General features: G+C 66.7%; 7 protein-coding genes. 2 read left to right on the forward strand and 5 right to left on the reverse strand.

Annotation, left to right across the window (positions count from 1 at the left end; genetic code table 11):
• Positions 1-37: 37 nt before the first annotated feature.
• Positions 38-6,316 carry a DNRLRE domain-containing protein gene (locus ACFOYY_RS09850; RefSeq protein WP_386189474.1) on the reverse strand — a complete coding sequence of 2,093 codons (6,279 nt, stop codon included), beginning with the start codon at positions 6,314-6,316 and terminating at the stop codon, positions 38-40.
• A gap of 773 nt (positions 6,317-7,089) precedes the next feature.
• Between ACFOYY_RS09850 and ACFOYY_RS09855 the strand changes: the two genes are divergently transcribed.
• Together ACFOYY_RS09855 and ACFOYY_RS09860 are read left to right on the forward strand one after the other, a co-directional pair.
• Positions 7,090-7,848 carry an IclR family transcriptional regulator gene (locus ACFOYY_RS09855; RefSeq protein WP_352015859.1) on the forward strand — a complete coding sequence of 253 codons (759 nt, stop codon included), beginning with the start codon at positions 7,090-7,092 and terminating at the stop codon, positions 7,846-7,848.
• 80 nt (positions 7,849-7,928) lie between these two features.
• Positions 7,929-8,786 carry an SMP-30/gluconolactonase/LRE family protein gene (locus tag ACFOYY_RS09860; RefSeq protein WP_386189477.1) on the forward strand — a complete coding sequence of 286 codons (858 nt, stop codon included), beginning with the start codon at positions 7,929-7,931 and terminating at the stop codon, positions 8,784-8,786.
• A gap of 107 nt (positions 8,787-8,893) precedes the next feature.
• Here ACFOYY_RS09860 and ACFOYY_RS09865 read toward each other — a convergent pair whose 3' ends face one another.
• Genes ACFOYY_RS09865 through melA form a run of 4 tightly spaced genes read right to left on the reverse strand, consistent with a single transcriptional unit; the run spans position 8,894 to position 13,213 of the window.
• Positions 8,894-9,709 carry a carbohydrate ABC transporter permease gene (locus ACFOYY_RS09865; protein ID WP_362783105.1) on the reverse strand — a complete coding sequence of 272 codons (816 nt, stop codon included), beginning with the start codon at positions 9,707-9,709 and terminating at the stop codon, positions 8,894-8,896.
• A complete protein-coding gene (locus ACFOYY_RS09870; RefSeq protein WP_386189479.1) occupies positions 9,706-10,638 on the reverse strand; it encodes a carbohydrate ABC transporter permease in 933 nt (310 codons plus the stop codon). The genes ACFOYY_RS09865 and ACFOYY_RS09870 overlap by 4 nt, the downstream gene beginning before the upstream one ends.
• A complete protein-coding gene (locus tag ACFOYY_RS09875) occupies positions 10,635-11,927 on the reverse strand; it encodes an ABC transporter substrate-binding protein (protein ID WP_386189481.1) in 1,293 nt (430 codons plus the stop codon). The genes ACFOYY_RS09870 and ACFOYY_RS09875 overlap by 4 nt, the downstream gene beginning before the upstream one ends.
• The gene (melA, locus tag ACFOYY_RS09880; RefSeq protein WP_386189483.1) at positions 11,924-13,213 is read right to left on the reverse strand and encodes an alpha-glucosidase/alpha-galactosidase; all 1,290 of its coding nucleotides are present in this window, start codon (positions 13,211-13,213) and stop codon (positions 11,924-11,926) included. The genes ACFOYY_RS09875 and melA overlap by 4 nt, the downstream gene beginning before the upstream one ends.
• Positions 13,214-13,288: the final 75 nt, after the last annotated feature.

Consider the following 13,288-nt stretch of genomic DNA (forward strand, 5'->3'; position numbering starts at 1 on the left):
GCCGTGGAAGCCATGGCCTCCACGGCGGCGGATATGGCTAGCTGGGCGGCTGGTTGTAGTAGGTCGATTTGGTGTTGATCGGCTTCCAACATACGTCCGCTATAGACGGCACAGGATCGGGTGTCTTAGCGAACCTATTGAAGAAATGATCCTCGCGAAGGATCCGGTCCCGGTCGTAGAGGCGCTTCAGCTTCTTACCCGCCACCTGGTTGGGCTCCCATGGCCCGGCGCCCATCGCGCAAACCGAGAAGTTCCTGGCGGCGTCTTCGCCGGTGGTGCGGTTACCTGCGGAGGCGAAGGGGTACTCGTCGCACTCTCGCGGATCGGGATCCGCTTCGAGCCTCGGCCACAAGCTTCTACACCTGGTCACCGCCCGTGCATTGTTGTTCTTCTGCCGAGGATCTCCGACGCGCCACAAGAACTGCGATTTGTCGGGTCTGCCACTGTTGCTGACGGCGCACCCGAGTACGGTCTTGTTCACCTGCTTAGGCCAGGTGTCCGCTTTGTCATAACATGCCTTCCAGTAGTGGAAATACGCGAGGTCGTATCCGGCGTTAAGTTCCCACTCGACGGACGGAATGATGGCCAGTGTGCACCCTCCGGTCCGCGCGAGGATGTAGCTGGCGCTATCACACTTTACCTTGATGTCGCGTTCGGCCGTACCGTAGTTGTAGACGACGGTCTGATCGATGTCATGCGGGCGGACGATCTTTACATACGGCTCGATGTTACAGTTCGAGATCAGCTCGACATTGGCCACCATTCCCGACCGATCCCTCCGCTGAGTGGGAGCATCGTTGGGGGCAGCGCGAAATCGGAAGGTAGCGATCTCCGACCACTGCTGGCCGGGCTCCCACGCCACCTGGTTCCATTCTGTGACCAGTTTGGCAACATGGTTTTGCTGTGCGGAACCATTGAAGTTGGTTATGTGCTTGCAAGCCGTCTGATCCCGCGCGGGACTCATACCGATGGTGAGTGTACTCCCCAGCATTGAGATGTCGCCGTCGTCCCTGACATTGCCAAGGTAGACGTCGAACATGATATCGCGGGTCGTGGCGCCGCTATCGAGCCCCTCACCGCCAGAAAATGTCCTGGCGATGAACATCACGTCCGCCTTCCAATTGTAGGCGTCACGGTCGTCGTCAGCCGCACTGGCAGAACCCGCAAATCCAAGAGAGTCCCAAATACTCGCCGAGTCGACCACCTCCACTTCGTGTTTAATGCAGCCGCTGAAGCGGTTCTTCATAAGACCGTGTGTACGCTTGCCCGTTCCGTAGTCCTTGTAACAGCTCGCTGGAGTTATACGGTCGGTGACTGAGGCAGCTGCAGACTTGAGCGTGGTCGGCGTTGCACCGCTGCTGTCGTACAGGGCGAAGACTTCCTCGGGGATCAAATCCCGGCCGTACACCCAGATCTCGTCCAGTGTGCCCGCGATCGCGGTCCCAAGGCTCATCGGCCCCGAAGCATTCCACGCCGGAAATCCGAGCGGAGCACTTCCGATCTCTGTCCCGTTGAGATACAGGGCGGCGGTGCTTGGGGCGGCCGTGTAAACGCCGGCAATATGGAACCACTCATTCGCCGGGGGCTTCACTCCCGAATAAACTCCTGCGACGGTCGGGTTGGCTTGGTCAGCGGTGGTGAAAGTGAACACCAAACCCTGCGCTGGGTCATTGCCAAGATGAAAAGGCACCGTGTTGGCGCCCTTCTGGTCGAGAATCGTATAGGCACCGTCGACATTGCTCCATTTGACCCAGGCCGCGATGGTGAAGCTCTGGTCAGTGAGAGTAACCGGCCCTGTCGTCTGGGCCAGTGGCCCGCCGAGAGGTCCGGGCAGGCTCACGGTCGCATAGCGCCACGAAGCCCAGGCGGAGGTTCCCGCGCGAGCTCGCCAGCGAATCTTCCAGCCGTCGGTAAGGACCCCGGCGGAAACGGTTACGCTCGCCTGAGAACCGGAGGCCACCGCGTCCACAATCCCGGCCCATATTTGGCCCGTGCCTTGCACGGTTGCGGCAGGATCATGCTCCATCTCGAACTCGGCGCGGAGCGGACCATCTGCGGGATCGTTGACGGTGGCCTTGAGCGTGGGGGTGAGACTCTCGGCAACGGTAATACCGTCCACCACTCGGGATGGGACGATCTCCAGCGCAGACACCTCGGCCTTGGGCAGGTCGACGGTGAGGAGTTGCCAGGGTGACCAGGCGGATGCGGTGGTGGGTGAGACCGCGCGGGCGCGCCAGCGCACCTGCCACCCGTCGCTCAACGTGTTCGCCGGGACGGCGATGCTCGCTTGGGTGCCGGCCGGGACGTTGTCGGCGTTACCGGTCCAGATCTGGCCGGTGCCCTGTCCGGCGGGTGCGGCCGGGTCGTGTTCGACTTCGGCTTCGGCGCGTAGTGTGCCGCCTGCCGGGTCGCTCACCTGGGCCAGTAGGGCGGGGGTGAGGGTGGAGGTGACGGTGATGCCGTTCACCTGCTCGGACGGGGTGACCTGCAGCGCGCCGACGATCGGTTCGGAGACCGGGTCGGGCACGTCCACGGTCAGGGTCTGCCAGGTCGACCACGGTGAGGCGATGGTGGTGGCGGTGTTGAGGGCGCGGGCGCGCCAGCGCACCTTCCACCCGTCAATCAGCTTGGCCACCGGGACGGTGAGGGTGGCCTGGGTGCCGGAGGCGACGTTGTCGGCGCCACCGGCCCAGATCTGGCCGGTGCCCTGCCCGGCCGGTGCGGCCGGGTCGTGTTCGACCTCGACCTCGGTACGGAGCGGCTGAGCGGCCGGGTCGGTGACCACGGCCAGCAGGTTGGGGGTCAGGCTGGTGGCCACGGTGGTGCCGTTGACCTGCTGGGACGGCGTCACCTGGAGACCGTCCACGGTGGGGTTGGGCACGTCCACGGTCGCGCTCTGCCAGGCCGACCACGCCGAGGTGGTGGCCGCGGTGGTGTTGGCCGCGCGGGCGCGCCAGCGCACCTTCCACCCGTCGGTCAGCTTGGCGGCCGGGACGGTGACGGTGGCCTGGCTGCCGGAGGTGACCGGGGTGGAGGTGGCGGTCCAGATCTGGCCGGTGCCCTGCCCGGCCGGGGCGGTGGGGTCGTGCTCGATCTCGAACCCGCCGGTCAGGGAGCCGGTCGCGGCGTCTGTGACGGTGGCGGCCAGTTGCGGAGTGAGCGAGGTGATGGTGGTGGTGCCGCCGTTCACTTGGGCCGGGGTGACGGCCAGGTTGGTGGCGGTGGGGGCCGAAGCCGGGCCGGAGGTGGTGACGGTCAGGGTGGGCGGGGCGGCGTAGTCGGTGTCCTCGGAGGAGGTGAACACCCGGTAGTTGTCGGCGGTGTTGGCCTCGTTGGGGTGCTGCAGGACCAGGCCGTGGTTAGCCGCACCTGCCGCCCAGTCCTGGGCGATGCCGGTGACGGTCCACTGCATGCGGGCCGCGCCGCAGTCCTGGGTGAAGGCCTGGCGGTTGGTCTGGGCGTCCTCGGTGGTGGAGGCGGGCTTGTTGGCCCACTGCAGCGTGTTCTCATCCCACGCGCCCGTGACCCGCCGCGCCTGGATGCCGGCGCCGACCTGGGTGCCGCAGGAGGGGGCGTCGATGTTGTGCAGCGACAGTTTGGCGTCGGTCACGGTGGAGCCGGTCAGGCTCGTGGTGTCGAAGCGCAGGTAGACCCGTGACAGGAACATGTCGTACATTCGGCCGGCCATCAGGTACTGGCTGGTCGGGTCGGCGGGGAAGTCGGCGTCGTTGGTGTCGGCCAGTTCCACGTCGTGGTTGAACGGCAGCGTGGTGGTCGGATCGATCCGCACCGGGTAAACGGTGGCCGGATCGGTGAGGAATTTGTGGTCGGGTTTGAGCACCAGTTCGGTACGGCCGTCCTTGACGACCACATCGGTGGCGATCTTCGCGTGACGGGCGCTGGAGCGCTTGCCCTTGGTCAGACGGCCACGGGCGTCGGCGTCCCACATCACCGGCTGCGGCGCCGAAGCCACCAGCCCGCCAGCCTTGCCCTTGTTCTTGTTCTTGTTCTTGTTCTTGCCGGTCGTGGTTTCGGTGAGCAGCAGACGCCCGCCTTTGCCCTTGGCCAGGGTCAGGCCGCCGGTATCCACGCCGATGCGCAACTCCACCGGCTCATCGGGCCGTTCGCGTAGCACCACGTCGTGCCGGAACCCGGTCGGCAGTACGGTGACCACCAAGTCGGCGCCCTTACCGGCCGCATCGGTGTAGGTGGCCACATTGCCCTTGACCGTCGGCCTGGGCAGTACGGCAGGCCAGGTCAGCGCGTACCGCCGACCATCCGCCGTCATCCGCACGAACTCACCCGAACCGCCGGTGGAGACCTCCACCTCGACCTCGATGTCGATCGCCTTGGGCCGAAGCTTCCCGTTCTGCTCGACCAAGGTGGTATCGATCGGTATCCACACCCCGTCTCGTTGCGTCCGGACCGACCCAGCAGTCACTTCTGTGGTGAACGACTTCTCGCCCGGATTGGCGTACGTGATGCTGGTCTCGGTGGTCTCCTCGCGGACCTCAACCTTGACTCCTCGTGCGACAGCCTCGTTCATGGCCGCCACTCGTGCCGGAAGCACTGAGGATGGTTTCGGCGCACTGTTTGGAGCGACACCGACATTCGTGAGCGCGGAATTGCTGACTCCGGTGGTCCAGGTAGCCCCGTCATTCACCGTGGCGTCATGCTCGTTGCCTGATCCGTCAGCGGTCGTGGTGCCGCTCCCTTCGCTGAACGACCATCGGGCCTTGACATCGCCAACGGGGGCTGGGAGCGGCTCATCGAGGTCACTGCTCGGGGTGAAACTGTCCTGGTCGCTCGACTCCCGGTATTCCTGGTCCTGAGCGTTGGTTATCGGATCCGGCTGAGGAAGTTCAGTGGAGACTCGGCCGGTGGAAGCCCACTGCTGGAGTTCCGCTCCCGTGCTGGGGGCCGCCTCCCCAGGATCCTTGAGCGTGGCGAACACAGCACGGTGGCGAGGCAGTTCGACGTCCACGGTGAGGATGGGCGGGTGGAGTTGGCCCTTACAAGCTTCCAGAGGTGGCGTGGTGCAGCCGCCGGCGTCCTCGGAGCGGTAGCGCCGCCAGTTGCGCAGCTCGGATTCGTTGCCCGCGGTGAGCTGGATGCCGTAGTTGGTGGCGCCGTCGATCCACGCCTGGGCGATCCCGTTGATCGAGTGGGTCAGGTCCCAGGCGTAGTTCATGGAGCCGGAGCAGTCGGTGCTGTAGGCGCCGTACTCGGTGTCCGCGCCCACACTGGTGACGGACGGCTGACTGTTCCATTGCAGCGTCGTCTCGTCCCAGCCGGAGGTGATCTGCCGCGCCGTGATGCCCGAGCCGATCGATATCCCGCAGTCGTTGGACTGGTAGTTCCACAGGATCAAGTCGGCGTTCTGCACCGTGCTGCCCGCGAACTCGGCGGGGATGTCGGGGAACTGGAGGTAGCCGCGCCAGCGCTTGGCGACGCTGCTGGCGTAGGACTTGCCGACCACGATCTGGTCCTGAGTGAAGGTGTCCCAGCTGTCCTGGTAGTCGACGTCGTTGATCCAGGTGTCCATGCCGCCGAGTGACCACTGGCCGGTGTGGCCCTCCCACCAGTCGGACGCTGCGGCGGTCATCGTCACCGGGTACGTCGTCGCCGGGTCGGCCAGGAACGCGGCGTCCGGCGTGAACACCAGCGTCGTGCCGTCCTCGGCGAGCGTGACGGCGGCCTTGCCTACCTTGCCGGCTTCCAACGGGGCGGCCGTGTCGGCGGCCTTGGCGTCCCGCAGCAGGGTCGGCCGCACCTCGGTGACCGTCTTGCCATCCTTGCCTACGACGGTGGGCCGGCCTGCGGCGTTCGTGGTGAAGGACATGCCCTGGGGCAGGTCGACCGGCACCCGGAAGGAAACGGGCCCTGTGGGCCGTTCGGCGATGGTGATCTGCTGCCGGAACCCGGTGGGGTTCGCGGTCACCATCAGGTCACGCCCCTTGCCGTAGGCGTCCGGGTAGGTCGCGGTGTCGCCCTTCAGCCTGGGCTTGGGCAGCACCGACGGCGTGGTGATCTTCGCCGTGGCGTCGGCCGCCCGGCTCTTGAGCAGCGTCTTGTCCCGGCCTGCGGACAGGGCGAGATCCGCCTTGGCCGTCTTGGGCCTGATGGCGCCGTCCGCTTCCACCAGGGTGGTGTCGACCGGCGTGAAGCCCTTACCGTCGGCGTTCCTGACGCGGATCGGCTGCGTATGCAGTTCCATCCGGAGCGTCTTGCCGTCGGGGTTGGCGTAGTAGGTGGCGCTCTCCGAGCGCAACGACTCGATCTCGACGCGCCGTTTGTCCTTCTTGGCCTGCGCCAACGCCTTGCCCGTAGGCGTGGCGGGGGTACTGGACGGCGACGCCGTGGGAATGGAGGGTGGTGTGGGGGTGGAAGGGGACATGGGCTCCTGAGCGATCGCGGGTGCACTCATGAGCGACAAAGGCAGCGCCAGAGCCGCGAGCATGGCAGCTCGACGGCGCATCCGAACGGTTAATCCGGACGCTGTGTGTGATGCGTTCACTCCAACCTTTCGAACGTAAGTTCCAAAACGGAGTGATCGTCACATATTTAGCCATCTAAGTAAAGATCCCTTTATGAACCCAAGGGTGATTTGACTACATAACGAACCTTCTTGCCGATCCCGGTTCGGTTTCAACACCTCAGGACCGACACCGACCCGCCGCATTCTCCTCGCTGGAAAGGGGCGTCGGTTCACACAGAGCAACCAGCAAGAGTGTCCCGAGCGCGCAAGTCTCGCTCAGGGCGACACCCCGGGACATGGCTGACCATGAGAGCCCCTTCACCCTGAAGAGTTCGCGGCGTGCCCGAGGCCGTATCGGTGGCGCACAGGTCACCTGCCTCGCGTGAAGACCCGGCGCCTGCCCGGCCGAAGCCCGCGTGCGCGCCGTACCCGGGTGGAGAGGGTAACGGGGTGGTCTCTCAGGGCGACAGACTGGGGGTAGGCTTCGCGGACCGTGTTCGGCGCCCTGTTCACCGGTTCCGGTGGGCCTTCCCTCGACTCTCGGTCGTTGACTGGTGATAATTCCGTATAACGCTATAGCATTCCATTATTCGGAATAGGCGAGGAGAATCATGGGTGAGGTCCAGTCGCCGGTGGGAAGCGTCGATCGCGCCCTGCTGATCCTGCAGGAGATCGGCAGGCACAGCAGAGGAGCGACCCTCGACGAGTTGTCCACCCGGCTCGGGTTGCCGAAGAGTTCGTTGCACCGCCTGCTCAGCGCGCTGAAGCATCGCGGGTTCGCCGCGCAGCCCGAGCCGAGCGGCCCCTACTACCTGGGCACCGAGATGCTGGCCACGGCCTTCAGGTTCTACGAGACCATGGACCTGCGCACTCTCGTGCGTCCGCTGCTGATGCGGCTGAGCGAGGAGTTCACCGAGACCGTGCACATGGCCATGCTCGACGGGGCCGAGGTGGTCTACCTCGACAAGGTCGAGGCCGTGCGTTCGATCACGATGACCTCGGTGATCGGCGGGCGCAACCTCGCGCACTGCACGGGGGTGGGCAAGGCCCTGCTGGCCTGGACGTACCCCGCCGACGAGGCGATCAAGGCGTGGGCCGAGCGGTACGGCCCGCTCGCCTCGCGGACCCGCAACACGATCACCAGCCCGGCGCGGCTGGCCACCAACCTGGCCCAGATCAGGGAGCGCGGTTACGCGCTCGACCTTGAGGAGAACGAGCCCGGGGTGCGGTGCGTGTCGGCTCCGGTCTTCATGGGCAAGTCGGCCCCCGTCGCCGCGGTGAGCGTGACGGCCCTCAAGGACCGCATGTCACAGGCCCGGATGGAAGAGTGCGGCGACTTCCTGCGGCGGGCCGTGGCCGAGCATCTCTGACTCTTGACAGGTCGTTCGCCGTGGTGGTCTGCTGAGGTCTATTTGGAATATCGTTCTGCTATATGGAATAGGAACGCCTCATGAGCCTCCCCCTGGTCTCCGAGCCGAGGGCCGTCCCCGTGCCCCGCGCGTCACTGGGCGAGGGTCCACACTGGGACGGGCACACCCAGACCCTGCTGTGGGTGGACATTCCCGCAGGGCAGGTGCACCGCCTCGATCCGGCGGAGGGCTCACACGGTGTGGTCGACGTGGGCATGCCGGTCGGGGCCGCGGTCCCCAGGGTGGAGGGCGGGCTGGCCCTGGCCGTCAGGGACGGCTTCGCCGTACTCGCGGAAGAGGGGCTGGAGGTGGTCGCGCCGGTCACGGCGGGCGAGCGACCGGGGAACCGGATGAACGACGGCGCCTGCGACCGGGCGGGGCGGTTCTTCGCGGGCACCATGTCCGAGGACGACACCCCGGGCGCCGGGGCGCTCTACCGGCTCGGACCGGGACGGCGTTGCGAGCGCGTGGTCCCCGACGTCTCGATCTCCAACGGCGTGGCCTGGAGCCCGGACGAACGGCTGATGTACTACGTGGACACGCTCACCGGCCGGGTCGACGTCTTCGACTACAACCCGGCCGACGGAGGCATGGCGAACCGCAGGGTGTTCGCGGTGATCCCCAGGGGGATGCCCGACGGTCTCACCGTCGACGCGGCCGGGCACGTGTGGGTCGCGCTGTGGGGCGGCGGGGCCGTACTGCGGCTGCGTCCTGACGGGAGCCTCGACCTGACCGTGGAGATCCCCGCGACCAACGTGACGAGCTGCGCGTTCGGCGGCCCGGACCTGGACGTGCTGTATGTGACCAGCGCCTGGAACGGGAGGACGGGTGGCGAGCTGTTCCGGTGCACGACCTCCTTCACCGGCCTGCCCGCCAACCCGTACCGGGAGAACGGGTGAACGGGCTCTTCCACCCGGGGCCGGGCGCCTTCGGACGCGGGGACGCGCGTCAGGTGAGCCCCGGTGGGACGGCCCCCGCCGTCCCACCGGGGGTTCGGTGAAGGGGGTCAGCCCTTCACCGCGCCGGTCAGCGCCTGGACGAAGCGGCGCTGGCCGAAGAGAAAGACGGCCAGGACGGGGAGCGTGGTGAGTACGGTGCCCGCCATGACGGCCGGCCAGTCGGCCTTGTGCTGGCCCTGGAAGGTGGTCAGCCCGACCTGGACCGTGTAGTTCGCCTCGGAGCTGATCGCCACCAGCGGCCAGAACAGGTCGTTCCAGGCCGTGATGAAGGTGATGACGGCCAGCGCGGCGAGGGCGGGCTTGGCCACCGGCAGCACGACCCTGAAGAACACCGCGAACCGCGAGCATCCGTCGATCCTGGCCGCCTCCTCCAGTTCCTTGGGGAAGGACTGGAAGAACGCGGTCATCAGGTAGATGCCGACCGCCGAGCTGAGCTGGGGCACGATGAGCGCGCCCAGCGTGTCGGTCAGCCCGACCTTGTTGAAGATCAGGAACGTCGGGATCACCGTGAGCTGGAAGGGGATCAGCGCCGTGGCGATCACCAGGACCAGGGTGATCCTGGAGCCGATGAACCGCATCCTCGCGAAGGCGTAGCCCGCCATGCTGCACAGCGCAAGCTGGGCGACCACGATCGCGCCCGAGACGAGCACGCTGTTGAGGAACCAGCGCGGGAAGTCGGAGCCCCCCAGAACCGTACGGTATCCACCCAGGTCGAGGGCCTCCGGCCAGACCGAGGGCGGGAAGCGGTTCAGCTCGCCCTGGGTCATGAACGAGCTGAGCACCATCCAGACGAACGGCAGCACGGTCACCGCGGACATCGGCACGAGCACCAGATGCCACCCGCTGGGCAGACGACGCCTCATCGCATGGCCCCTCTCCTGCGCGCGACCAGCAGGCCCGCGACGATCAGCAGCAGGGTCCCGGCGAACAGCACGTAGGCGACGGCCGCGCCGTACCCGGCGGTGAAGAAGCTGAAGGCGAGCTGCCAGACGTAGTAGACGATCGTCACCGTGGAGTTGGCGGGACCGCCCTTGGTGGTGGTCACGATCAGGTCGAAGAACTGCAGCGCGTCGATCAGTCCCCAGACCCCGAGGAAGATCGTCATGGACCGTACCGAGGGCACGATGATGTGCCAGAACGTGGCCCACCTGCTCGCGCCGTCGATGGCCGCCGCTTCGAGGACCTCCTTGCTGATCTCCTGGATCGCGGCCAGGTAGATCACCACGGAGAACCCGAAGCGGGTCCAGAAGAAGATCAGCGTCAGCACGAACATCGCCTGGGACGGGCTGCTCAGCAGGCCCTGGACCGGGAGCCCGAGCTTGACGAACAGGCCGTTCATCAGCCCGAAGTCACGGTCGAAGATGTAGCCCATGAGCAGACCGGCCGAGGTGGCCGAGGCGATGTAGGGCACCAGGAAGCAGGCCCGGTAGAACCCGATGCCGCGCACCTTCCTGTTCAGCAGCACCGCGACCAGCAGGCCGGCGATCAGCGAGGCCGGGATGTAGAGCACGACCAGCAGCCCGGTGTTCCTGAGCGCCTGGTAGAACACCGGGTCCTGGAACAGCGCCCGGTAGTTGTCGAGCCCGACGTTGCGCCCCGGCGTCATCAGGTCGGAGTCGGTGAAGGAGAGCATGAGCGCCCACGCCATGGGGATCAGCGAGAACCCCAGGATGATCACCGTCGCCGGACCCGCGAACGACCATCCCGTGACGTTGTCGGCCGGCTTCCTGCGGTCGGGTCTCCGCTTCGGGGCCGCGGTCTCCGTCCGGCTGAGCGCCTGCGCGTTGCTCATGATCCCGGTACGGCCAGCGCCGCGTCCGCCTTGGTGGCGGCCTCGTCCAGGGCTTCCTTGGCGGTCGTCCTGCCGAGCAGGGTCTTGGCGATGGCGTCGGCCACGAAGGAGGAGACCCGTGGGTACTTCGTCGTCGGCGGCCTGACCCGCTTGGCGTTGGCGAGGTTGGCCGAGATCACGTCGGCTCCCGGGTACTTCTTCAGATAGTCCTGGTAGCCGGGCAGCTTGGTGATCGACTCACGGATCGGCAGTGATCCGGTGGCCGTCATCCATTCGAGCTCCTGCTCCGGCGCGGTCAGCCAGCTCAGGAAGGTGGTCGCGGCCTTGACCCGGCGTTCGTCGTGGTTGAACACGACCCAGTTGTCCGGTCCGGAGACCGTCTCGTGGTTGCCGTTGGTCCCGGGCAGCCGCACGACGCCGTAGTCGACCTTGGCCGCCTGGAGGTCGGGAAGCACCCAGGGACCCGACATGAAGAAGCCGAGCCGTCCCGACTCGAAGAGCTTCTGACCCTTCTCGGCCGGGCTTGAGTCCAGGTAGAGGGACTTGTCCTCGACCGCCATGGCCCGCAGCAGGTCGAGGGACTGCTGTCCCGCCGGGGAGTTGAAGGTGGCCCTCTTCTGGTCGGGCGAGAGGATGTCGCCGCCCGCCTGCCAGAGCATCGGCCACAGGCCCCACACGGCCTCCTCGCCGCCGCTGATCGGCCAGGTGGCGCCGAAAACGCCGTCGCCGGGGGCGGTCATCTTCCTGGACATCTCCCGGAAGTCGGCCCACGTCCAGTCGGGCTTGGGAGGTTCGATCCCGGCCTTGTCCAGCAGTTTCTTGTTGTAGAGGACGACCATGTTGTCCACCACGGCGGGGAAACCGATGACCTTGCCCTGTACGGTCACCGCCTCGCGCTCGTTGGCCCAGAAGTCCTGCCACCTGGCTTCCTGGGTCTTGGTGTAGGCGGTCAGGTCGGCCACCTTGGGGTTGCGGGCGACGTTGGGCGCCCACGAGCCGTACAGGTAGGCGATGTCGGGGTAGGCGTCCGAGGTGAGCGCGGCAGTGATCTTGGGAAGCATGCCGTCCGCGGTCGCGCCGCCCGACTCGACCCGGACCCTGACGTCCTTGTGCGTGTCGTTGAACCGGGTGACCAGCTTCTCGATCGCCTTGGCCGAGGTGTCCTCCTGGCCGTGCCAGATGACGATCTCCGCGGGTCCCGACGCCTTCTCGCCCGAGGCGGAGCAGCCGGTGGCGGTCAGCGCGACGACGGCGGCCAGGGAGGTGGCCGCGGTGCGGACCCTTCTCATCGGACCCCCTCGGGAAGCAGGTCGCCGTGGGCCGCGATCATCTCGTCCACGAGGTCGTGGATCTGCTTGAGGGTGAGCGTGGCCGAGGCGTTCGGGTCGAGCATGGCCGCGTGGTAGACGTGGTCGCGGCGGCCTTCGAGGGCCGCCCGCACGGTCAGGTCGCCCACGTTGAGGAAGGTCGTGTTCAGCGCGGCGAGCTGGGCGGGCATCTCGCCGATCGCGGTCGGCCGCATCCCGGACCTGTCGACCAGACAGGGCACCTCGACGCAGGCGTCCTTGGGCAGGTTGGAGATCAGGCCGTTGTTGCGCACGTTGCCGTGCACGACCCTGCGGGTGCCCGTCTCGATGGAGTGGATGACCTCGGAGGCCAGCTCCATCGCGGGCTCGATCTCGACGCCCGCGCCCGCGGCCAGGCGTCTTCTGGTCTCCTCGTAGGTGTCGAGGTTCTCCTCCGACCAGCGCAGGTAGATCTCCACGGGGATGCGGAAGTGCTCGACCTGGTCGTCGTGGCGCAGGAACCAGGGGAGATACTCGGAACCGTGCTCACTGGATTCGGTCGGGAAATATCCGAAACGGCGGTACATCTCCACCCGGACGGTCCGGCGCAGCTCGGGGTCGCGCTCGATGACCTCGTCCAGCACGGGGTAGAGGTCGCGGCCCCGGTGCTCGAACCTCAGCACGAATGCCTGGTGGTTGGCCCCCGCCGTGACATAGGAGACCTCCTCCTCGGGCACGCCCACGAGCGAGGCGAGGCGGGCCTGGGTGTCGCGCACCGAGTGACACAGCCCGAAGACGTTCTTGAACGGCGTGCCCTGGTAGACGGCCCTGGGGATCATCGCCATCGGGTTGGTGTAGTTGAGCAGCAGCGCCTGTGGAGCCAGTTCGGCCAGGTCGTGACCCAGGCCGACCATCACGGGGATCGTGCGCAGCGCGCGGAAGATGCCGCCGATCCCGAGGGTGTCGGCGATCGTCTGGCGCAGGCCGTACCGGCGCGGGATCTCGAAGTCCACGCGCGTGGCGGCGTGTCCACCGACCGCGATCTCGTTGATGACGTAGTCGGCGCCATCCACGGCGGCCCGGCGGTCGAGGTGGGCCTCGACCTTGGCGCCCAGACCGAGCTTGGCGACCATCCAACCGGCCATGGCCTCGGCGGTGGCCAGCCTTTCGGCATTGATGTCGTGCAGAACCAGGGTGGAATCTCCCAGTTCCGGAAATGTCAGGATGTCAGAGAGGACGTTCTTGGTGAACTCGACGCTGCCCGCGCCGACGAACACGATGCGTGCCATGGGATTTTTCCTTCCACAGAGCACGGCGGCGTTAACCGCTGCGTGCGGTGAGTATAGCGACTGTCCGTTATACGG

Origin of the sequence: Streptosporangium jomthongense (assembly GCF_042650425.1) — a bacterium.
Classification (GTDB): domain Bacteria; phylum Actinomycetota; class Actinomycetes; order Streptosporangiales; family Streptosporangiaceae; genus Streptosporangium.

What these genes read in the sequence shown, in the direction of transcription:
- ACFOYY_RS09855 (WP_352015859.1), top strand. Translation starts at nt 7,090, where the DNA reads ATGGGTGAGGTCCAGTCGCCGGTGGGAAGCGTCGATCGCGCCCTGCTG.
- ACFOYY_RS09860 (WP_386189477.1), top strand. Translation starts at nt 7,929, where the DNA reads ATGAGCCTCCCCCTGGTCTCCGAGCCGAGGGCCGTCCCCGTGCCCCGC.
- ACFOYY_RS09865 (WP_362783105.1), bottom strand. Translation starts at nt 9,709, where the DNA reads ATGAGGCGTCGTCTGCCCAGCGGGTGGCATCTGGTGCTCGTGCCGATG.
- ACFOYY_RS09870 (WP_386189479.1), bottom strand. Translation starts at nt 10,638, where the DNA reads ATGAGCAACGCGCAGGCGCTCAGCCGGACGGAGACCGCGGCCCCGAAG.
- ACFOYY_RS09875 (WP_386189481.1), bottom strand. Translation starts at nt 11,927, where the DNA reads ATGAGAAGGGTCCGCACCGCGGCCACCTCCCTGGCCGCCGTCGTCGCG.
- melA (WP_386189483.1), bottom strand. Translation starts at nt 13,213, where the DNA reads ATGGCACGCATCGTGTTCGTCGGCGCGGGCAGCGTCGAGTTCACCAAG.